The organism is Limimonas halophila, from assembly GCF_900100655.1.
Lineage (GTDB): Bacteria > Pseudomonadota > Alphaproteobacteria > Kiloniellales > Rhodovibrionaceae > Limimonas > Limimonas halophila.
Window position 1 is genome coordinate 274,753 of sequence record NZ_FNCE01000003.1, and the last position, 19,795, is coordinate 294,547.

Here is a 19,795-nt window from a genome sequence, read left to right on the forward strand (position 1 = left end):
GGGTGGTGAATCAGGCTTAAGAAACAGTTAGGGGAGTTGCCCTGGGGCGGTCCGGGACGGCCAACGGGCGCTGGCTTACGCCCCGGCGCGCCCGGCCAGTGGGCCGAGCCGGCGATCGCGGTCGGACAAGTGGGCCACCGGCAATGGCCAGGGGATGGCGAGCGTTGGGTCGTCGTACCGGATGCCGGCTTCGGCGTCGGGTGCGTGCGGGGCCGACATCCAGTAGTTGACCTCGGTGTCGTCAGCCAGGGTCTGGAACCCGTGGGCGCAGCCCGCCGGAACGTACAGCAGGGTGTGTACGCCGGCACGCAGGGTTTCCGCGTGCCATTGGCCGTAGGCGGGTGAGTCCGGCCGGACGTCGACGATCACGTCGAAGATCGCGCCGCGCACGCAGCGCACCAGCTTGGTCTCCTGCGCGGGCGGCTTCTGGTAGTGCAGCCCGCGTATGATCCCCCGCGTCTCCGTCACGGACAGGCTGCACTGGGTGAGTTGCCCGGACAGGCCGTGTTCCGCGAAGGTCCGGGCGCACCAGATGCGGGCGAACACCCCGCGCTCGTCCCGCTTCGGGTCCAGCTCGATGCGGTAAGCGCCTGGGATCGCGGTTTCGTGGAGCTTCATGGGGGCATCCCCCGGTCGGGGGCTGCGCCATCTGGCGGTGCGCCCACCGCTTCGCGCAGAAGCCCGACCTCGACCAGCCGGGACGCCGCCTGTTCGACAAGGCTGTACGCGAGGCCTGCCCGCTCGGCGATGTGAAGCAGGTTGTGCGCGCCATCCGCCAGATTCAGCACCCACAGATGCGGCAACTCCGCCGTCCGCCCGGCGCTGTGACCGGCAACGCTGCGGTAGAGGCCGCGTCGACCCAACTCGGGTTCGCCTTTGGGGCAGGTGTTCAGGTACGTGCGGTTCGTCTCGACCAGGTTCACGACCTCCATGATGAAGTCGTAGCTGTCCTCGAGCGCCTCGGGCGTCAGCAGGTTCAGGTCGTCGGCGGAGGTATGGTACTCGGGATAGCCCTCGTGCGGCGTCCGCGTCAGCAAACCCACCGGCAACTGGAAGCCCGGTGAATTGTACTGCCGCTCATCGTAGCCGTACGGGCTGAACGGTCGTACGGTGCCGGGCCGGTCGCCGTAGCCGAACAGGTGCCGCATGGCCCGGTCGATGTCCGTGCCGCCGTTGCGCGTCACCTTGTAGGTGAGCCCGCCCGGATCGCCGAGATTGCTCAGCACCAGCCCGTGGTCGATGCGCGCGGTCCGGTGTTCGTTGCGCGCCAGCCAGGTGATCGCGCCGATCGTGCTCGGGACGAAGACGAAGCGGTAGGTGTAGCGCAGGTCACGGTTCATCAGCGTGCGCGCGAGCTCGGCGGCGACGGCGATGCCGGAGAGGTTGTCGTTCGCCAAGGCCGGGTGACAGACGTGGCAGGAGAACAGGACTTCGCGCTCGCTCGCCCCGGGAATGCAGCACTCCCCGTAGGTCAGGGACCCGTCCGTGAACGCCGAATCGATCCGCACCTCGTACATGCCCTCCGGCATGGCTTCGAAGTCGCGGTGGCGCATGCAGAACCCCCATCCCGCCTGGTAATGCGCGTAGCGGTAGGGGATGACGTCGGGCTGATCCGGCCGCGTGTGGATGTTCGGGCGCAGGTCGTTCAGGGACATGCGCGCGTGGACGGGCACGCTGGAGTTGACGACGTGCAGCGGGCTTTCGCGGTAATCGACGATGCGCCGCCCGTCTGTGTCCTTGATGTAGGCGTCACGGATCGCCCATTCGCGGGGAACGGTCCAGTCGAAGACCCGGGTTCCGCTCGGCACCTCGTGGATGGTGAGCGGCACGATCTCGCGCAAATCGCGCAGGGTCTGGCGCACGCCCTCGCCGGTGATGCTGCGGTGATAGGGAACCAACGCCGCGATGCGGTCGTGAAGTTGCTGCCCGCGCGAGGGCTGGGCGGCCGATTGCGAAAGCATGGTCACCCCCCGAAGTCCTGGCCCATCCACTCTTCGCGGGCTGCCGGCGTTGCCGTCGCCGTGGTTTCGCCGTTCACCGCCGCCCCCCGGTTCGCCACCTCGCTCAACGTCCGCGCGCGCTCGCGCATCGCGGGTGTTGGCGGCAGGCCCGCGGTTTCGAGAATGGTTTGCCAACGATGCATCCAGTCGTGACGGCGGGCGGTTCCGGCGAGATTGTCCTGGCGAATGCGGCGCAAACGCGCCGGCTGCGCGTTCAGCTCCGCCAGCACCTCGGCGATCCCGGGACAATCGAAGGGGATTTCGATCACCGCATCCGGCCAGTCGAAAAGCTGGTCGAAGATGGCCGTTTTCGGTGGCTGGCCAAGCAGCACCGCGCCGCCCGCCATGCCTTCGAAGAAGCGCTGGCCGATTTCGGGCTGGGCGTCGGTTTCGTGTGTTTGGTCGATCTTGGCGACATTGGCGATGAAGTACTGGCTGTGCTTGACGAGGTTGGCCAGCAGCAGGCGGTGATCCCGCGGATTGCGCGCGTACATTGGGCCGCGCACGCTGTCGAAATGGTAGAACAGCCCATTATCGATCGTTTGCTTGATCAGGGCGCGATGCGTGATGGGCGATCGCCGGCCGATCGAGCACACGTCGATCGCGCGGTTCTGGGCCTGGGCCGTGGGCATGAACCGCAGCACGTCGACGGCCGGCGGCAGATAGAGCACCTCGCGGCCGATGGCCTCCGCGAGCGGTTCGATGCTGTGGTAGCAGCAGCAGAAGACCAGATCGAAGGCCTTGAGTTGACTGAGCTTGTGTCGGAACCGCGGGATGTCGCGGGCCCACAGTTCCTCGATGACGCACACCGCCAGGTGAGTCCGCCGCCGCCATCCGCTCAGCAAATCGAAACGCACCAGATCCGGCACGAACTGGAAAAGGAAAAAACCGATATCGTAGGAGCGATTGTCCAACCGTGTGGTCGTTCCGCGTGGCATGATGCTGTACAGCGAGGTCCGGTCGGAAATCTTGTTGCGCGCCTTGCGCATGAACGTGGAATGGCCATCCGACGCCGGCGCGAGCAGATCGGCCGATTCCATCTCACAGACGACGTCCTCGAACTCGAAGTTGCCCGTTCGCGAGAGTTGGTCCGTGGCGCCGCGCGGTGACGCCACGAAGGTATGACGCGGCCGCCGTGTCGAATGATCGTATTCACGTCCCATCCTGTTCATCCTTGGCGTCTTGCGGACGAGTCAAAATTGTTGAATACCAGAATAATGGTTTTCTTAACTCTTCAAAGACGAATAAAGATTTAAAACAGAAGGGGTGGAATTTGATGTTGCCGTGCGGCCAGATGACGTATGCGGGCAGCCTGTGTTGCCGCGCTGTCGCGTTGCAGGAGCGAACCTGCGGCACTAGCTTTGCCGGTGGATGAGGCTGTGCTGTGGAAGGTGAAGCATGACGCGTGACGGGAACGCAGGGTTTTCCGTCGATGCCGCCCACGCGGCCGACCGCGAAAAACGGATCAGCTACGCGCCGCGGCCGCCGCACGACGTGCCGGACTTCGCCGCGTTGCGCACGCGGGCGCTGGCGGCGACGCAACAGGCGCGGACGACCCTGGACGATGTCGAGGCCAGCCATGGCTGAACCGCGGTGGGTGCCGGCCGAGGAGATCGCACGCCTGAACGAGGCGGAGGTCGCGGAGTCCGGCGGGACCGCGCTGGCCGACCTGGAGGCGGTGCGGCGCGCGCTGGGCGATGTGCAGCGCCGCTGCACCATCGACGGCGAGCGCGACGCCGTGCGGCTGGCGGTGGCGCATCTGACGGCAATCATGACCGTCCGGCCCTTCGCCGCGCGCAACCGCGCGACGGGACTGGCGGCGCTGGTGATGTTCCTGGAAGCCAACGGGTATCGCTGGACCGGGCCGGACGGCCCCGTGCTCGCGGCCTATGTAAAAGCGCTCGCGGACGGGCGCTACACCGAAGAGGGGCTGGCGGAGACCATGCGGCCGGACATCTTCCCCGCCTGAAAGCCGGCGCGCGTCACTCCGGCTCTTCCTCCCGGGCGCGCGTGCGCGCAGCGGCGGCGGAATGCGACGGTTCCGCAGCGGCGTGCATGCGGCCGCCCGCCTGTCGCCCCAGTTCGGCCGCCAGGGCGTCGGTGCCTTCGGCGGCCGCGCGATTTTCCGCCTGGATGCGGTCGTAGATCTCCCGGCGCAGCACACTGGCGTCCGGCGGGAAGGTGAACCCCAGCTTGATGGACTTGCCGCGGATGTCGACGACCGTGACCTCGATGTCGTCGTTGATGACGACGGACTCGCCGACCTTGCGCGTCAGATAAAGCATCGCGCACCGTCCCTTGCCGTGACCGCAGCGCGAGCAGATGGCCGCGGTCCCCGCGGGCGTCGCCCGCACAGGGGGTCAACCTAAGCGCCTTTACGGGTTCTTAACAAGGCTGGCGCCAAAATCACGTGGAGTACGACCCCGAGAGTCAACAACGCGGCGGACAGGGCGATGGCGGACTTCAACGTCTTCGATGCGGTTTCGCGCCGCATGAAATGGCTGGAGCAGCGCCAGGGTGTGCTCGCCGACAACATCGCGAACGCCGACACGCCCGATTACAAGCCGCGCCGGATGGAAGATCCCGAGTTCGTCGGCGCGCTTCAGCGCGAACTGGAGCCGATGCAGCCCAAGGTGACGAACGCGGGGCACATCAACGCCAGCGTGCCCGACGCGCAGACGCCGGAAGCCGAGGAGCAGGACGAGACCTACGAGACGGCCCCCAACGGCAACGCGGTCGTCATCGAGGAACAGATGGTGAAGGTCGCCGACACCCAGCAGTCCCACCGCGCCATGACGAACATCTACCGGAAGTACATGGACATGTTCCGCATGGCCTGGGGCTCGGGCGGCGGCGGCTGACCGCGGCCCTGGAGGATCGCGTTATGGATCTGTCGAAGACGCTGCACATCGCCTCCGCGGGCATGAAGGCCCAGGGCGACCGCATGCGCGTGATCTCGGAGAACCTGGCGAACGCCAACTCCCTGGCGCGTTCCCCCGGCGGCGATCCCTACCAGCGCCAGATCGTCACCTTCGAAAACGTCATGAACGAGGAAGTCGGCGTCCAGCAGGTGAAGGTCGATGATGTCATCAAGGACCAGAGCGACTTCGGCAAGACCTACAAGCCCGGCCATCCGGCGGCCAACGAAGAGGGCTACGTGAAGACGCCGAACGTGAAGAGCCTGGTGGAAATGGCCGACATGCGCGAAACCCAGCGCAGTTATCAGGCCAACCTGAAGGTCATCGAATCCTCGCGCCAGATGATGCAGGGCCTGATCTCGCTGATGCGCTGACGCGCAGGCGGACCCGGCCGGATCAAACAGTGGAGACGGCCCGATGAACGTCTCGTTCTCGGAAGCGCTCGCCGCCTATCGCCGCGCGGCCCAGCAGGCGCAGCCCGACAGCACGCAACAGACCCAGCCCGTGAACCAGGCGCCCGGCCCGGCGCCGGTGAATGATGACGGCCAGTCCTTCGGCCAGGTGCTGGAGAGCGCGACCGACAACGCCATCCAGACGGTTCAGCGCAGCGAGACGCAGTCGCTCAAGGCCGCGGCCGGGACCGCCGACATGAACGACGTCGTGATGGCGATGTCGAAGGCAGAGATGACGCTGCAAAGCGTCACCACGGTGCGCGACCGCGCCATCCAGGCCTACCAGCAGATCCTGCAGATGCCGATCTGAGTATGGCGGAACCGCGGCCGGCCATCCAGCACCGCCATGAATGAAACCGAGATCATCGCCATCGGGCGCGACGCCGTTTACGTGATGCTGATGGTCGCCGGCCCGATCATGCTGATCGCCCTTTTCGTGGGGCTGGCGGTGGCGCTCATTCAGGCGCTGACTCAGATCCAGGAAATGACCCTGGCGTTCGTGCCCAAGATCATCGCCATCATGATCGCGATCATGGCGCTGGCGCCGTACATGGTGAACCAGCTGCAGTCCTTCGCGGACCAGGTCAACGAGCGCATCGTGACCATCGAATCCTGACGCCGCAGCCGGGCCGGGTGAGCGCCGCATGCTGGAATCCGTTCTGCCCGCGAAGCTGTTCGTTTTCCTGCTCATCCTCGTTCGCGTCGGCGCTGCCGCGATGGTGATGCCGGGCATCGGCGACAGCTACGTCACCCGCCGCGCACGTGTGATCTTCGCCTTCTTCATGGCACTCATCCTCGCCCCCTTGCTGGCCGACAAGCTGCCCGGCCGGCCCGGCGAGCCGATCGCGCTGGCGCTCGTGCTCATCGGCGAGGTGTTCATCGGCCTGCTGCTGGGCGGCGTGGCGCGCATGATCGTCGGTGCGCTGATGATCGCCGGCATGATCATGGCGTTCATGTCCACGCTGTCGAACGCGCTGGTCAACGACCCCACCGCCCAGCAGCAGGGCTCCATCGTCGGCGCGTTTCTCAGCACGATGGGCGTGCTGCTGATTTTCGCCACGGACACGCACCACATGATGCTGCGCGCCATGGTGGACAGCTATGCCGTCTTCCCGGCCGGGCGCGCGCCCCCCATGCAGGACATCGCGCAGTTCGTCGCGCGCACGGCGGCGGATGCCTTCAAACTCGGCTTTCAGCTCGCCATGCCCTTCCTCGTCGTGGGGACCATCTTCTACATTGGGGTCGGGCTGATTAACCGCCTGATGCCGCAGGTGCAGATCTTCTTCGTGGCGATCCCGCTGCAGGTGGGGAAGGGAATCGTGCTCTTGCTGGTCACGCTGCCGGCGATCATGCAGTGGTTTCTCCAGAGCTTCACGGAATCCTACCGTCCGCTGCTGAACTTGTGAGCCGGGGCTGGTGCGATGTCCCAGGAGCAGGACAACACCCAGAAGACCGAGGAACCGACGCAGCGCCGGCTGGACCAGGCGCGCGAAAAGGGCCAGGTCGCCAAGTCCCAGGAAGTCACGCACTGGTTCATGATCCTGGCCTTCGGGCTGATCCTGACGGTGTCGGCTCCTTACACCGTGCAGAGCCTCTACGAGGCGATGTACCCCTTCATCGGCAAGGTGACGCAGCTGCCCACGGGCCGCGCGGAGTTGGGCGCACTGCTGGAAAAGACGATCTGGGACGTCATCGGCGCGCTCTTCGTTCCCTTCCTGATCGCCATGGCGGCGGCGATCGTGTCCATCGTGCTGCAGATCGGCTTCCTGCTCAGCCCGGAGACGATCAAGCCCAAGCTGGAGAAGATCTCCCTCATCAAGGGCGCGGGCCGGCTGTTCTCCAAGCGCTCGCTGGTGGAGTTCGCCAAGGGCATCGGCAAGCTCTCGGTCGTGGCGCTCGTGGTCACGCTGATGCTCATTCCCGAGCACGACCGGGTGAACGAACTCCCGCTGATGCCGGTGAACACGGCGCTGCCGGTGCTGCGCGAACTCGTCCTCAAGATCGTGGGCGGCATCCTGGCGGTCATGACGGTCATCGCCGTGGCCGACTTCGCTTTCCAGAAGATGCAGCACCACGAGCAGATGATGATGACCAAGCAGGAGGTGAAGGACGAGCAGAAGCAGACGGAAGGTGACCCCGAGGTCAAAAAGAAGCTGGGCCAGCTGCGCAAGGAAAAGTCGCAAAAGCGCATGATGGCCGAGGTTCCAGACGCCGACGCCGTCGTCACGAACCCCACGCAGTACGCCGTCGCGCTCAAGTACGATCAGGTCAACATGGCCGCGCCGACGCTGGTGGCGAAGGGAACCGACCGCGTGGCCGAACGCATCCGCACCACGGCGCGCGAAAACGACGTTCCCATCGTTCCCAACCCGCCACTGGCGCGCGCGCTCTATTCCGGCGTGGAGATCGACCAGGAAATCCCACCCGAGCACTACAAGGCAGTGGCACAGGTCATCAGCTACGTCATGCGCCTGAAAGGTCGCATGCCCGGCGGGCGGAACGCGGGCCGGTGATGGTCGCGCGCGACCGCCATCCGCTCGCCGGTATCGGCGGCCTCGGCACCCTCGTCGCGCCCACGGCTGCGCTTGCGGCCCCTGTGGACAGCACAGCCGGCTGGCTGCCGTGGGCGCTCGCTGGGGTTTTCGCGGTGCTCGCAGCGCTCGCGGCGGTGGGCTGGTGGCGCCAGCGCGAGCGCCTGCGGCCCCTGCGGGACGTTTTCGAGACCCTGCCCAGCCCGGCCCAGGTGGTGCGCTCGGATGGTCGGCCGATCCGGACCAACGCCGCGGGGCGCGCGTGGCTGAACGACGCTGGGGCGAGCCTTCCCGACCTGTTGACGGCGCATGCGCAAGGCGAAGTCGCCGCTGACGCCCTGGCCAACCTCCACCGCGAGGCGGCGAGCGGCAGCGGCGGCCGGGCAGAAGTGGCCGTGCATTGGCCGAGGTGCCGTGCGTGCTGGTACGCGGTTCGGACCTATCCCGTGGCGCACCCGCCGGGCGCGGCGGTCTGGTTTGCGGAGGACGTCACCAGCCGCCGCGACATGCAGGAGCGCCTGCGCACGGAGCACGAGCGGCTGGCCGGGTTGCTCGATCAGGCGCCGGTGGGCTTTTACGTGGTCGACCGCGACGGCCGTTTCGTCTACGCCAATGCGACGCTCGCAGACTGGCTGGAGCGGACGCCGTCGGCGCTCGCGGACGGCGGCTGCCGGCTCCACCACCTCGTGGACGCGGAGGCGGGCGCGCCTGCCTACAGCGCTTTTCCCCTGGACCCGGATCGGGACGGTGCCACGGAAACCCGCAACGCCGTGTTCCACGCCGCCGACGGCAGCGCATTCACCGCGCATATCACGCAACAGGTCGTGCGCGAGGGTCGTGACGGGCATCCCACGGCGCGGGCGGTGGTGCGCAACCTGTCGCGCGAAAACGCCGCCGCCGCCGCGGTGGCGGAGTCGGAACAGCGCTTCCGCAGCTTTTTCGAGCAGGCGCCCCTGGGGATCGCGCTGCTGGACGCCGCTGGCCGCATCCAGGCCTGCAACGCCGCCTTCGCGGACCTTCTGGCCCAGCAGGGCGAGTCGCTCACCGGCGAGCGCTTGCCCGAGTTGGTCCATGCGTCGGATCGCAAGACGGTGGCGGACGCTCTGGCCGGGCCGGCCGGCGGGGAAACCGACCCGCCGGAAGTGCGCTCGCCCGACGGCGAGCGCGTCTTCGCCGTGTTCGCCAAGGCCTTCGAGGCCACCGACGTGGGCACGCAGCGGCTCGTCTACCTGATCGAGATGACGCGCCACAAACAACTGGAACAGCAGGTGGCGCAGTCGCAGAAGATGCAGGCCATCGGGCAGCTGGCGGGCGCGGTGGCGCACGATTTCAACAACCTGCTCACCGCGATGATCGGCTTCTGCGATCTGCTGTTGCTGCGCCACCGCGCGGGCGACCAGTCCTTCGCCGATCTCATGCAGATCAAGCAGAACGCCAACCGGGCGGCGAACCTCGTCCGGCAGCTGCTCGCCTTCTCGCGCCAGCAGACGCTGCGTCCGACCGTGCTCTCGGTGACGGACGTGCTGGTGGAGCTGAACCACCTGCTCCAGCGCCTCATCGGGGAGCGCATCACGCTGCGCATCGAGCACGGCAGCGGGCTGTATCCCGTGAAGGTCGATCAGGGTCAGCTCGAACAGGTCATCATCAACCTCGCCGTCAACGCGCGCGACGCCATGGCCGAAACCGGGGGGCGCCTGGACATCCGCACCAGCAACACCGAGCTGGCAGAAGACAAACCAGGCCATGGCGAAACCGTGCCGCCCGGACAGTACGTGCGCATCGACGTCCGCGATACAGGCTGCGGCATTCCCGCGGAAAGCCTGTCGCGTGTGTTCGAGCCCTTCTTCTCCACGAAGGAGGTGGGCGAGGGCACCGGGCTGGGCCTCGCCACGGTCTACGGCATCATCAAGCAGACCGGCGGCCACATTCAGGTCGACAGCACGGTGGGCGAGGGCACGGTCTTCTCCATCTACCTGCCGCGCCACCGCGACACGGCGGATCAGCCCGAGGCGCGAGAAGGTGAAGGTGAGGCCGCCTACGACCTCACCGGCATGGGCACGGTGCTGCTGGTTGAGGACGAGGATGCGGTGCGCTCCTTCTCCGCACGGGCGCTGCGCAAGAAGGGCTACACCGTGCTGGAAGCCCAATCGGGCGAGGCGGCGCTGACGACGATGCGGGAGCGCGGCGAGCCCGTGGACCTGCTGATCACCGACGTCGTGATGCCCGAGATGGAAGGGCCGGCGCTGGTGGCGCGACTCCGCGAGATGCAGCCCGACCTGCGCGTCATCTACATCTCCGGGTATGCGCAGGACAGCTTCCGCTCCAGCATCGACAGCACCGAGGGGGCACGTTTCCTGCCCAAGCCGTTCACGCTCAAGCAGCTCGCCGGCGCGGTGAAGGACGCCATGTACGACACCGCCTGATGCGTGTGTGGCCGCACCCGCCGTGCTGACGGCGGTTGTTGCCAGCCTCCACCTTGGCAGCAGAGAACAGAACAGGTACAAAAGTCGGGGTGGTGAGAGATCACGCGTTGCAGGTGGCGGCGCGGCTGTGGGATAAGGGGAGCCCCTCGATGGCACAGCAGAATGTTTTGAGCTTGGCGGACAAGAAGAGCACGGACAAACAGAAGGCGCTGGATTCGGCCCTCGGGCAGATCGAGCGTTCCTTCGGCAAGGGCTCGATCATGCGGCTGGGCGAGCGCCAGTCGGTGGTCGACGCCGAGGTCGTATCCACCGGTTCGCTGGGGCTCGACATCGCGCTCGGCATCGGCGGCCTGCCGCGTGGCCGCGTGGTCGAGATCTACGGCCCCGAATCCTCCGGCAAGACGACGCTGGCCCTCCACGTCGTCGCGGAATCGCAGAAGCAGGGCGGCACCTGCGCGTTCATCGATGCCGAGCACGCCCTCGACCCGACCTACGCGCGCAAGGTTGGCTGCGATGTCGAGAACCTGCTGATCTCGCAGCCGGATGCGGGCGAGCAGGCGCTTGAGATTGCCGACACCCTGGTGCGCTCGGGCGCGATCGACGTGCTCGTCGTGGACTCCGTCGCCGCGCTGGTGCCGCGCGCCGAGCTGGAAGGCGAGATGGGCGAGTCCCAGCCCGGCATGCAGGCGCGGCTGATGAGTCAGGCGCTGCGCAAGCTCGCCAGCTCGATCGCGCGCTCGAACTGCATGGTGATCTTCATCAACCAGATCCGGATGAAGATCGGCGTGATGTTCGGCAGCCCGGAAACCACGACCGGCGGCAACGCCCTCAAGTTCTACAGCTCGGTCCGCCTCGACATCCGCCGCATCGGCTCGATCAAGGACCGCGACACCGTCACCGGCAACCAGACCAAGGTGAAGGTGGTGAAGAACAAGATGGCCCCGCCGTTCCGGCAGGTCGAATTCGACGTCATGTACGGCGAGGGCATCTCCAAGACGGGCGAGGTGCTGGACCTGGGCGTGCAGGCCGGAATCGTGGAAAAGGCCGGCGCGTGGTTCTCCTACAACGGCAAGCGCATCGGCCAGGGGCGCGAGAACGCCAAGAAGTTCCTCAAAGAGAACCCCGAGATCGCCCAGGAGCTGGAAGGCAAGGTGCGCGAAAACGCCGGCCTCGTCGCCTCCACGATGCTGGAGGGCAGCGACAGCGCCGAAGGCGCCGAGTCCGGCGAGGACGGCTGAGCCGCCGGCATCTCCCGCGATTTCCCTGCGGCCGGTGCCAAGTGTTGCGCAGGGGTGTGTGCCATCGGCAGGGTGTGCGCGCCGGCCGGCGCGGTCACGGCATGCCGGTGCGCGCCCTCTGGGCAGTCGCTGATTGAGCGGTCCGCGCGTCGGCCTTACATACACGAACGGACACCAGCCAAGCTGCGCGCGCAGCCGCGTGGGGGAATGGGATGCTGACGACGAACGAGATCCGCAGGCAGTTTCTCGACTACTTCCACCGCCACGATCACGAGATCGTGTCGTCGTCGCCGCTGGTGCCGCGCAACGACCCCACGCTGCTGTTCACCAACGCGGGCATGGTGCAGTTCAAGAACGTGTTCACCGGCCACGAACACGTTCCCTACAACCGCGCGGTCACCTCGCAGAAGTGCGTGCGCGCGGGCGGCAAGCACAACGACCTGGAAAACGTCGGCTACACCGCCCGGCATCACACCTTCTTCGAGATGTTGGGCAACTTCTCCTTCGGCGACTACTTCAAGGAGCGCGCGATCGAGCTGGCCTGGAAGCTCGTGACCGAGGAGTTCGGCCTGCCGCGCGAGCGCCTGCTGGCGACCGTCTACGTCGACGACGACGACGCCTACAACCTCTGGCGCAAGGTCGCGGGGCTGCCGGAGGACCGCATCCTGCGCATCTCCGGCTCGGACAACTTCTGGGCCATGGGCGACACCGGGCCGTGCGGGCCGTGCTCCGAGATCTTCTACGACCACGGGCCCGAGGTGCCGGGTGGCCCGCCGGGCAGCGACGATGAAGGCGACCGCTTCATCGAGATCTGGAACCTCGTCTTCATGCAGTACGACCAGCCCGAGCCGGGGCAGAAGGTCGAACTGCCGCGCCCCTCGATCGACACCGGCATGGGCCTGGAGCGCATCGCCGCCGTCCTCCAGGGCAAGCACGACAACTACGACATCGACCTGCTGCGCGGGCTGATGGAAGCCTCCGCCGACCTCTCGGGCGTCAGTCCGGACGGCGAGTACCGCCCCTCGCACAAGGTCATCGCCGACCACCTGCGCGCCACCGCCTTCCTCATGGCCGACGGCGTCATGCCGTCGAACGAGGGCCGCGGCTACGTCCTGCGCCGCATCATGCGCCGCGCCATGCGCCACGTGCACAAGCTCGGCGTGCGCGAGCCCATGATGCACAAGCTCGTGCCGCAGCTCGTCAGCGCCATGGGCGATCACTTCACCGAGCTGCGCCGCGTGGAAGCGCTCGTCACGGAAACGCTCAAGATGGAGGAAGGCCGCTTCCAGGGCACGCTGGAGCGCGGCCTGAAGATGCTGAGCGACGAGACGGCCAAGCTGCCCGACGGCGGCACGCTGCCGGGCGAAGTGGCGTTCAAGCTCTACGACACCTACGGCTTCCCGGTGGACCTGACGCGGGACATCCTGCGCGGCGAGGGCATGGCGCTGGACGAGCAGGGCTTCCACGAGGCCATGGAGCGCCAGCGCGCGGCCGCCCGCAAGGCCTGGGCCGGCTCCGGCGAGGCCGCGTGGGATACCGTCTGGTTCGACGTGCGCGACGAGGCGGGCGCAACCGAGTTCCTGGGCTACGAGCACGACACCGCCTCCGCCCACATCGAGGCCATCGTCCGCAAGGGCGAGCGGGTCGGGAGTGCCACCGCCGGCGAGACGGTCGAACTGGTCACGAACCAAACGCCGTTCTACGGCGAGTCGGGCGGCCAGGTCGGCGACACCGGCACGATCGAGACGCCCACGGGGCGCGGGCGCGTCACCGACACCCAGAAGAAGGTGGGCGACCTGCACGTCCACACTGTGGTCGTGGAGCAAGGCACGCTCGCGCGCGGCGAGAGCGCGGAGCTGGCCATCGACGGCGAGCGGCGCTCGCGCATCCGCGCGCACCACTCGGCCACGCACCTGCTGCACGAGGCGCTGCGCCGGCAGCTCGGCGCGCACATCGCCCAGAAGGGGTCGCTCGTGGCGCCCGACCGGCTGCGCTTCGACATCAGCCAACCCACGCCCATCAGCCGTGACGACCTCATGGCCGTCGAGGGCGTGGTGAACGCGCGCATCCGCGCCAACACGGACGTCGCCGCCAAGGTCATGCCCAAGGACGACGCCATCGAAGCGGGCGCCGTCGCGCTGTTCGGCGAGAAGTACGGCGAGGAGGTCCGCGTCGTCTCCATGGGCGGGCAGGACCCCGGCGCCAACGCCCCGTGGTCGATGGAGCTGTGCGGCGGCACCCACGTTCAACGCACGGGCGACATCGGATTCTTCAAGATCACGCACGAAGAGGGGTTGGCCGCGGGGGTGCGCCGCATCGAGGCGGTGGCGCACCAGCCGGCCGAGCAGTACGTGCGCGAGCAGGAAAACACCGTGCGCGAGGCGGCGGCGGCGCTGCGCGCGACACCGGACGGCCTCGTGGAGCGGCTCAACCAGCTCCTGGACGAGCGCAAGCGCCTGGAGCGCGATCTGGCGGAAACGCGCAAGAAGCTGGCCACGGCCGGCAGCGGCGGCGGCGTCGAAACGCGCGACGTCGGCGGCGTTCCCTTCGCCAGCCGCGTGGTCGGCGAGGTGCCGCCCAAGGATCTGAAGCCCATGGCCGACGAGATGAAGAAGAAGCTCGGTACGGGTGTCGTCGCCATCGCCGGGTCCTGGGAGGGCAAGGCCTCCCTCGTCGTCGGGGTGACGAGCGACCTGACGAACACCGTGGATGCGGTGCAGCTGGTTCGCGTCGGCTCGCAGGCGCTGGGCGGCAAGGGCGGCGGCGGCCGTCCCGACATGGCCCAGGCCGGCGGCCCCAACCCGGATGCTGGAGAGGACGCGGTTTCCGCCATCGCCAGCGCCCTCTCGGAGGCGGTGGCGGCCTGAGCCGCAGCGCCGAACCTCGCCGCAAAGCCTCACCACAAAGACGGCCCGCGGCGTTACGGCGCCGCGGGCTTTTTCGCGTCCGCGCCGGCTTGGCGGCGATGCGCCCGGTGGACCGGCGTCTCGATCGTCAAGGCGGGAAATCGGACACGGCCGGGTTGTCACAACGTTCGGACAAAACCCTCACACGGCGTGGTGTTAAGCTTTCCGGGCGGCGTGTGCTACGTTTTGTCGCAGGCTATGCCGACTGTGGCCGGGGAGCCGATGGAACAAAGCCAGGGGTTGTTTCTGCAAACCCCCGAGCAACAGACATTCGCCGAGCACGTGGGCCGCTTGCGCGAATTGGCGGCTGAATTGAACGCCGTGGCCCCGCAGCAGGCCGAAGCGTGCCGGACGGCCGCGGATGTGCTGGAAAGTCTGTGCGAAGGGGTTGTGCCGGTTCCGCAGCAACACGACGCCTGACGGACCGGTCCGGCGGTTCGGCTGTGCCGGCGTGGCCCCGCGGCCGTGGCCCATCTGGCCCGCGACCGCGGGGCGCGATGGGACGGCCTCAGGAGCCACTCTCGGCGGGCGCGTTGAGTTCCTGCTGTAGGGTGCGCTCGACGGCGTCGAGGAACTCGCGCGTCGTCAGCCAAGCCTGGTTCTCACCGGCGAGCATGGCGAGATCCTTCGTCATCTCGCCGTTCTCGACGGTGCGGACACAGGCCCGCTCCAGCGCTTCGGCATAGCGGCCGACCTCGGGCGTGCCGTCCATCTCGCCGCGGAACTTCAGCCCGCGCGTCCAGGCGAAGATCGACGCGATCGGGTTCGTCGAGGTTTCCTTGCCTTGCTGGTGCTGGCGGTAGTGCCGCGTCACCGTGCCGTGCGCCGCCTCGGTTTCGACGATGTTGCCGCTGGCCGTCATGAGAACCGAGCTCATCAGCCCCAGCGAGCCGAAGCCCTGGGCCACGGCGTCCGACTGCACGTCGCCGTCGTAGTTCTTGCAGGCCCAGACGAATTCGCCGTGCCAGCGCATCGCGGCGGCGACCATGTCGTCGATCAGGCGGTGCTCGTAGAAGATGCCGGCCTTTTCGAAGCTCTTGCGGAACTCGTTCTCGTAGACCTCTTCGAAGATCTCCCGGAACCGGCCGTCGTAGGTCTGCAGAATGGTGTTCTTGGTGGAGAAGTACACCGGCCAGCCGCGCTGCAGCCCATAGTTCAGACAGGCGCGCGCGAAGTCGCGGATGGACTCGTCCAGGTTGTACATCCCCATGGCGACGCCGGTGTCCGTGAACTCATGCACGGTGTATTCCTGGGGATGGCTCCCGTCGGCGGGCTCGAAGCGCATCTTCAGACGCCCGGGCTGCGAGATCTGGATGTCGCAGGCCTTGTACTGGTCGCCGTGGGCGTGGCGGCCGATGACGAACGGCTTCGTCCAGTTGGTCACGTAGCGCGGGACGTTCTCGCAGATGATGGGCTCACGAAAGACGGTTCCGCCCAGCACGTTGCGGATCGTGCCGTTGGGCGAGCGCCACATCTTCTTCAGGCCGTATTCCTTCACGCGCGCCTCGTCCGGCGTGATCGTGGCGCACTTCACGCCCACGCCATAGCGCCGGATCGCGTGCGCGCAGTCGGCCGTCACGCGGTCGTTCGTGGCGTCGCGGTTCTCGATGCCCAGGTCGTAGTACTGCAGGTTCACATCCAGATAGGGGTGAATGAAGCGATCCTTGATCCAGGACCACATCACCCGGGTCATCTCATCCCCATCGATGTCGACGATGGGGTTGGCGACCTTGATCTTCGCCATCAGCAATCCCCCTGCTGCCGCCGTGTGATGTCTGCCGCCGGCGCGGCGTCGCGCGGTGAGCGCCCGCTGCCGCGGCGTCGAGGTTGGTTTGGCCGTGCTCGCGGCGCGCGGCCACGATAGCAATGCGCCCGGCCGGATAATACCACGGCAAAAAGCCGGGTCAGGCGCGGTCGAGCCCGGTTGCCGCGGTGGCGCGCGGTGTGTGCGTCAAGATGCCCATGGCCTCGTCGACGCTGCCGGCGCGCTGGAACAGGTTCGGTTCGGTCTCGCCAAGAAAGCCGGCCGCGCGCTGGTGCGCGAAGAGCTGCATCAGCGGGTCCCAGAAGCGGCCGTTGTCCAACAGCACCACCGGCTTGGTGTGAAGGCCGAGCTGCTTCCACGTCAGGATCTCGATCGTCTCGTCCAGGGTGCCGATCCCGCCCGGCAAGACGCAAAAGCCGTCGGCGCGTTCGGCCATGAGCCGCTTGCGCTCGTGCATCGAGTCCACGACCACCAGGTCGTCGACGGCCTCGTCCGCCAGCTCGCGGGCACGCAGGTGGTCGGGGATGATCCCGGTCACCGCGCCGCCGGCCGCGCGGGAGGCTTCGGCCAGCGCGCCCATGAGCCCGATGCTGCCGCCCCCGAAGACGACGCGAATGCCGTTCGCGGCGCAAGCCCGGCCGAGGGCACGTGCGGTTTCGAGGTGGTCAGCCGCCAGCCCGGCCTGTGAGCCGCAATACACACAGATACTGCTGCATGACGACGCGTCGCCTTGGGTCATGCCTCGACACCCGTTAACTGATATACCACATCTCGGTTGCTATACTCGTGCGACGTGATGGCGACACCGTCACGACCTGTCCAGAACGGGATGGACCCAGCCGATGCGCCACACCATCCGCCCGTATGTCATCACCGGGATCCTCGGCGCGATTGTCCTTGCGGTCGCAGCCGGTGTGGTTCACCGCCTCGGCTTCTTCGAAAGCCGTGACACGGCCACCGGCTCCACCCCGGCGTCGACGGCCGAGGCCGGCGACCGCGGCTCGGAGAGCACCGGCGCGGATGCTGCGCCGCAAGATGACGCTTCGCAAGAGAAAGACACCGCGGCACAAGACACTGCGGATAGCGACCGTCAGGACGCTCCGGCCGCGGATACCGGGGCGACACGCGAAACGGCCCAGGCCGTGAAACCACAGGCGCCGGCGATCGCGCTCAATGCGGCGGGGCGGGATCGGGACGCCCCGGGGGCCGGCGAGCGTCCCGACGAACCGGCACTCGGCAGCGAAACCGGCGCGCCAGCGGAAGAGCGGGCGGCCACGGCGCCGGCCCGTGACGCTCAGCCCGGCGCAATCTCGGCCGAGCCCGCGAAGCCGGCCAAGCCCACGATTGCGCTGGATGCGAGGGCGCCCGACCGTGACGGCACGATCTCCGCAGGCCGAACCGAAAAGGCCGTGTCGGCCAATGAAAGCACGGCCACAGCCGACGACAAGGCGGCCGTGGCGCCGACGGATGCGGTGGCGCCGGATGGCACCGCCACCACCGCGGACCCTACGGCGGCCGACGCGGGGGGTGATGCCCCGCGGCCCGTCGCGGGCAAGCCGGATCGGCCGACAGCCGGGGCGCGCGGCGATGGTGACACCGCCGACGCGCCGCGGGTTGTGAAGCCGGCCATCGGGCGCACGCAGACCGGCGCCCGCGAGACGCCGGCCGCTGCGGTTGCCCCGCCGGCCATACCGGCGAGGGACGCGCGATCTCGTGACCGGCTGGCTGCCGGGAGCTCACCGGCTGTCAACCCGCCGGATTGGCTGCCGACGCCGACCGGTCCTGCGTCGGCACGCGCAGGTGCGGACACTGCAGCAGTGGCGCCCGAGAAGCCCGAGATCCGGGTTGAAGCCCGACCGCGATCGGCGTCCCGCAGGGATGAGAGCAAGACAGCCGCGACGGCGAACGACGGCGCGGACAAGGACAGTCAGGCGCCCAGCTTCGACATCGTTCGCGTCGATCCCGAGGGCGATGCCGTTGTCGCCGGCCGCGCGCCACCGCACAGCCGCGTTACCTTGATGGACAAGGACGAACCCGTGGCTCGAACGCGCGCCAATAGCAACGGTGAGTTCGTCGCCATCCCCCCGGCCGGTTTGGACGGGGGCAAGCGGCGGCTGACGCTGCGCGCCGAGGCTGAGAGGGGCGACACGCGCGTATCGCCGAACGCCGTCATGGTCGCCGTCCCCGAGGCGCGCGACGATGGCGGCGCGGAGCAGGGCGGTCCGGCGCAGAAGCTCACGGCAATCCAGGTTCCGCGGAAGGGCGAGGGCCGCGTCGAGCTGCTTCAGCAACGCGCCGGGGGTATCGGGGATCAGGGCGGTACACTGCGCCTCGGGACCATCCGCTACACCGTCAGCGGCCACATCGACGTGCGCGGTCGCGCCACACCGGGCGATCTCGTGGTGCTGATCGTGGATGAGCGTACCATGGGCCGGGCGCGAGTCGGCGCTGACGGCCGTTGGCGGATCATTCCCGCTGATACGCTCGAACCCGGCATGCATCGGGTGCGCATCGAGCAGCGCGACAGCAACGGCAGTGTGGTTGCGAGCGTAACCACGCCCTTTTCCAGCCAGCCGCTGGTGGGAGCGCGCGCCGATTCCGATTTTGTCGTGATTCAGCCAGGCAACAATCTGTGGTCGATTGCCGAACGCACCTACGGCGTTGGCAACCGGTACCATGTGATCTATCAGGCCAATGCTGGCCAGATCGAGGACCCGGACCTGATCTATCCAGGCCAAGTTTTCATGCTGCCGCAGCGGGACGGGTAAGCCCGGCGTTACGTCAGCGGCGCCGAGGATCGCTGAAGCGTCGGGCCCAGGAGATCCAGATAGGGCCGCGCGTCCAGCAGCAGTGCAACGATTGTGGAAACCACGTTCGCCGGGGTCCGCGGCCGCGGCGGCTCCATCCACATTTCGAGATGAACCTGGGAGTGGTTGTCGCGCACCATGCGGCCCCGGTTCAGGCGTGCCTGGGCCAGGACCGTGCGGGCAAGCCGGCGGCAGTACACACTCTCAGCGGAATAGGGGATGGCGCCGAGCGTCGCGCGCAGAACCAGTGGCGTTTCGGGTTCCGCGGGCACGTTCGCCACGAAGCTGTAGCCGTGGTAGCTGAAGGTCAGCGTGACGGGGTTCGCGTCGGAGCGATGCTGGAGTAGCCCCTGCGGATCCATGACCAAATCGCCGACCTCGACGGGGCGTTCCGTCTCGGCGATCACGCGCAGGATGGGCGTGTCTTCGGTGTCGGTCTCAGCCACGGTGGTGTCCATCCGCTTCGAATCCCGTTGCGACCCGTTCAGAGCGTGGCGCGCCGGCCATTAACGCCACGTAAAGGGCGCGGTGCCGCCCAGAACGACATACGGATCATGGCGTTCGCATGCCGAAATGAAAAGGGCCCGGCACTGCGGCCGGGCCCAGGTTGCGTCCGGTCTCGGTCGCGTGGCGACGCAGTTACTCGATCTCGCCCGTGACCCAGTAGTCCACGCGCTTCTGGTGGTTCTCGATGTACTTGTCCACGGCCTCCTCATAGGAGGTTTCCTGGGCATCGAACATCGCGGCCTGCAGCT

The 19,795-nt window shown here is 67.7% G+C and carries 20 protein-coding genes; 13 read left to right on the top strand and 7 right to left on the bottom strand.

Annotated features, from left to right (window positions below; genetic code table 11):
* Window positions 1-75: 75 nt before the first annotated feature.
* The 3 genes from BLQ43_RS06780 to BLQ43_RS06790 are packed head-to-tail and all read right to left on the bottom strand — an operon-like array spanning window position 76 to window position 3,163.
* Entirely contained in the window at window positions 76-618 is a 543-nt protein-coding gene (locus tag BLQ43_RS06780; RefSeq protein WP_090019372.1) for a dTDP-4-dehydrorhamnose 3,5-epimerase family protein, read from the bottom strand.
* A complete protein-coding gene (locus BLQ43_RS06785; protein WP_090019373.1) occupies window positions 615-1,961 on the bottom strand; it encodes a DUF4910 domain-containing protein in 1,347 nt (448 codons plus the stop codon). Before BLQ43_RS06785 ends, BLQ43_RS06780 begins: the two co-directional genes overlap by 4 nt.
* Before the next feature lie 2 nt (window positions 1,962-1,963).
* Window positions 1,964-3,163, bottom strand: a complete 1,200-nt coding sequence (locus BLQ43_RS06790) for a glycosyltransferase family protein (RefSeq protein WP_176758561.1) — start codon at window positions 3,161-3,163, stop codon at window positions 1,964-1,966.
* Between the two features lie 235 nt (window positions 3,164-3,398).
* Between BLQ43_RS06790 and BLQ43_RS06795 the strand changes: the two genes are divergently transcribed.
* Window positions 3,399-3,587 carry a hypothetical protein gene (locus BLQ43_RS06795; RefSeq protein ID WP_090019375.1) on the top strand — a complete coding sequence of 63 codons (189 nt, stop codon included), beginning with the start codon at window positions 3,399-3,401 and terminating at the stop codon, window positions 3,585-3,587.
* Window positions 3,580-3,969 carry a hypothetical protein gene (locus BLQ43_RS06800; RefSeq protein ID WP_090019376.1) on the top strand — a complete coding sequence of 130 codons (390 nt, stop codon included), beginning with the start codon at window positions 3,580-3,582 and terminating at the stop codon, window positions 3,967-3,969. The genes BLQ43_RS06795 and BLQ43_RS06800 overlap by 8 nt, the downstream gene beginning before the upstream one ends.
* 13 nt (window positions 3,970-3,982) lie before the next feature.
* On the opposite strand, the gene csrA is transcribed toward BLQ43_RS06800, so the two are convergent.
* Complete coding sequence (gene csrA, locus BLQ43_RS06805; RefSeq protein WP_090019377.1) at window positions 3,983-4,285, bottom strand: carbon storage regulator CsrA; 303 nt, start codon at window positions 4,283-4,285, stop codon at window positions 3,983-3,985.
* 168 nt (window positions 4,286-4,453) lie between these two features.
* Between csrA and BLQ43_RS06810 the strand changes: the two genes are divergently transcribed.
* From BLQ43_RS06810 to BLQ43_RS06855, 10 genes are all read left to right on the top strand, one after another.
* Window positions 4,454-4,861, top strand: a complete 408-nt coding sequence (locus tag BLQ43_RS06810; RefSeq protein ID WP_090019378.1) for a flagellar basal body rod protein FlgB — start codon at window positions 4,454-4,456, stop codon at window positions 4,859-4,861.
* Window positions 4,862-4,884: 23 nt separating this feature from the next.
* A complete protein-coding gene (gene flgC / locus BLQ43_RS06815) occupies window positions 4,885-5,292 on the top strand; it encodes a flagellar basal body rod protein FlgC (protein WP_090019379.1) in 408 nt (135 codons plus the stop codon).
* Window positions 5,293-5,335: 43 nt separating this feature from the next.
* Window positions 5,336-5,680, top strand: a complete 345-nt coding sequence (gene fliE / locus BLQ43_RS06820) for a flagellar hook-basal body complex protein FliE (RefSeq protein WP_090019380.1) — start codon at window positions 5,336-5,338, stop codon at window positions 5,678-5,680.
* A gap of 36 nt (window positions 5,681-5,716) precedes the next feature.
* Window positions 5,717-5,986, top strand: coding sequence for a flagellar biosynthesis protein FliQ (gene fliQ, locus BLQ43_RS06825; protein WP_090019381.1), 270 nt, complete (start codon window positions 5,717-5,719; stop codon window positions 5,984-5,986).
* 28 nt (window positions 5,987-6,014) lie between these two features.
* Complete coding sequence (gene fliR / locus BLQ43_RS06830; RefSeq protein ID WP_090019382.1) at window positions 6,015-6,776, top strand: flagellar biosynthetic protein FliR; 762 nt, start codon at window positions 6,015-6,017, stop codon at window positions 6,774-6,776.
* Between the two features lie 15 nt (window positions 6,777-6,791).
* Window positions 6,792-7,883 (top strand): flagellar biosynthesis protein FlhB, encoded by a 1,092-nt coding sequence (gene flhB / locus BLQ43_RS06835; protein WP_090019383.1) that lies wholly within the window; start codon window positions 6,792-6,794, stop codon window positions 7,881-7,883.
* Entirely contained in the window at window positions 7,883-10,324 is a 2,442-nt protein-coding gene (locus tag BLQ43_RS06840; protein ID WP_090019384.1) for a hybrid sensor histidine kinase/response regulator, read from the top strand. Before flhB ends, BLQ43_RS06840 begins: the two co-directional genes overlap by 1 nt.
* Before the next feature lie 149 nt (window positions 10,325-10,473).
* Window positions 10,474-11,562 (top strand): recombinase RecA, encoded by a 1,089-nt coding sequence (gene recA / locus BLQ43_RS06845; protein ID WP_090019385.1) that lies wholly within the window; start codon window positions 10,474-10,476, stop codon window positions 11,560-11,562.
* A 212-nt stretch (window positions 11,563-11,774) separates the two neighbouring features.
* Window positions 11,775-14,429, top strand: a complete 2,655-nt coding sequence (gene alaS / locus BLQ43_RS06850) for an alanine--tRNA ligase (protein WP_090019386.1) — start codon at window positions 11,775-11,777, stop codon at window positions 14,427-14,429.
* Between the two features lie 261 nt (window positions 14,430-14,690).
* Window positions 14,691-14,888 (top strand): hypothetical protein, encoded by a 198-nt coding sequence (locus BLQ43_RS06855; RefSeq protein WP_143006167.1) that lies wholly within the window; start codon window positions 14,691-14,693, stop codon window positions 14,886-14,888.
* Window positions 14,889-14,976: 88 nt separating this feature from the next.
* Here BLQ43_RS06855 and BLQ43_RS06860 read toward each other — a convergent pair whose 3' ends face one another.
* Complete coding sequence (locus BLQ43_RS06860; RefSeq protein ID WP_090019107.1) at window positions 14,977-16,212, bottom strand: NADP-dependent isocitrate dehydrogenase; 1,236 nt, start codon at window positions 16,210-16,212, stop codon at window positions 14,977-14,979.
* A gap of 160 nt (window positions 16,213-16,372) precedes the next feature.
* Window positions 16,373-16,972 (bottom strand): LOG family protein, encoded by a 600-nt coding sequence (locus BLQ43_RS06865; protein WP_090019106.1) that lies wholly within the window; start codon window positions 16,970-16,972, stop codon window positions 16,373-16,375.
* 103 nt (window positions 16,973-17,075) lie between these two features.
* Here BLQ43_RS06865 and BLQ43_RS14835 point away from each other — a divergent pair, with 103 nt between their 5' ends.
* Entirely contained in the window at window positions 17,076-19,001 is a 1,926-nt protein-coding gene (locus BLQ43_RS14835) for a LysM peptidoglycan-binding domain-containing protein (RefSeq protein ID WP_090019105.1), read from the top strand.
* 8 nt (window positions 19,002-19,009) lie between these two features.
* On the opposite strand, the gene BLQ43_RS06875 is transcribed toward BLQ43_RS14835, so the two are convergent.
* On the bottom strand, window positions 19,010-19,486 hold the full coding sequence (locus tag BLQ43_RS06875) for a hypothetical protein (RefSeq protein ID WP_143006166.1): 477 nt from the start codon (window positions 19,484-19,486) through the stop codon (window positions 19,010-19,012).
* Window positions 19,487-19,795: the final 309 nt, after the last annotated feature.

Excerpts from the sequence above, each read along its gene's own strand:
- BLQ43_RS06780 (WP_090019372.1), bottom strand. The coding sequence starts at position 618 with ATGAAGCTCCACGAAACCGCGATCCCAGGCGCTTACCGCATCGAGCTG.
- BLQ43_RS06785 (WP_090019373.1), bottom strand. The coding sequence starts at position 1,961 with ATGCTTTCGCAATCGGCCGCCCAGCCCTCGCGCGGGCAGCAACTTCAC.
- BLQ43_RS06790 (WP_176758561.1), bottom strand. The coding sequence starts at position 3,163 with ATGGGACGTGAATACGATCATTCGACACGGCGGCCGCGTCATACCTTC.
- BLQ43_RS06795 (WP_090019375.1), top strand. The coding sequence starts at position 3,399 with ATGACGCGTGACGGGAACGCAGGGTTTTCCGTCGATGCCGCCCACGCG.
- BLQ43_RS06800 (WP_090019376.1), top strand. The coding sequence starts at position 3,580 with ATGGCTGAACCGCGGTGGGTGCCGGCCGAGGAGATCGCACGCCTGAAC.
- csrA (WP_090019377.1), bottom strand. The coding sequence starts at position 4,285 with ATGCTTTATCTGACGCGCAAGGTCGGCGAGTCCGTCGTCATCAACGAC.
- BLQ43_RS06810 (WP_090019378.1), top strand. The coding sequence starts at position 4,454 with ATGGCGGACTTCAACGTCTTCGATGCGGTTTCGCGCCGCATGAAATGG.
- flgC (WP_090019379.1), top strand. The coding sequence starts at position 4,885 with ATGGATCTGTCGAAGACGCTGCACATCGCCTCCGCGGGCATGAAGGCC.
- fliE (WP_090019380.1), top strand. The coding sequence starts at position 5,336 with ATGAACGTCTCGTTCTCGGAAGCGCTCGCCGCCTATCGCCGCGCGGCC.
- fliQ (WP_090019381.1), top strand. The coding sequence starts at position 5,717 with ATGAATGAAACCGAGATCATCGCCATCGGGCGCGACGCCGTTTACGTG.
- fliR (WP_090019382.1), top strand. The coding sequence starts at position 6,015 with ATGCTGGAATCCGTTCTGCCCGCGAAGCTGTTCGTTTTCCTGCTCATC.
- flhB (WP_090019383.1), top strand. The coding sequence starts at position 6,792 with ATGTCCCAGGAGCAGGACAACACCCAGAAGACCGAGGAACCGACGCAG.
- BLQ43_RS06840 (WP_090019384.1), top strand. The coding sequence starts at position 7,883 with ATGGTCGCGCGCGACCGCCATCCGCTCGCCGGTATCGGCGGCCTCGGC.
- recA (WP_090019385.1), top strand. The coding sequence starts at position 10,474 with ATGGCACAGCAGAATGTTTTGAGCTTGGCGGACAAGAAGAGCACGGAC.
- alaS (WP_090019386.1), top strand. The coding sequence starts at position 11,775 with ATGCTGACGACGAACGAGATCCGCAGGCAGTTTCTCGACTACTTCCAC.
- BLQ43_RS06855 (WP_143006167.1), top strand. The coding sequence starts at position 14,691 with ATGGAACAAAGCCAGGGGTTGTTTCTGCAAACCCCCGAGCAACAGACA.
- BLQ43_RS06860 (WP_090019107.1), bottom strand. The coding sequence starts at position 16,212 with ATGGCGAAGATCAAGGTCGCCAACCCCATCGTCGACATCGATGGGGAT.
- BLQ43_RS06865 (WP_090019106.1), bottom strand. The coding sequence starts at position 16,972 with ATGACCCAAGGCGACGCGTCGTCATGCAGCAGTATCTGTGTGTATTGC.
- BLQ43_RS14835 (WP_090019105.1), top strand. The coding sequence starts at position 17,076 with ATGCGCCACACCATCCGCCCGTATGTCATCACCGGGATCCTCGGCGCG.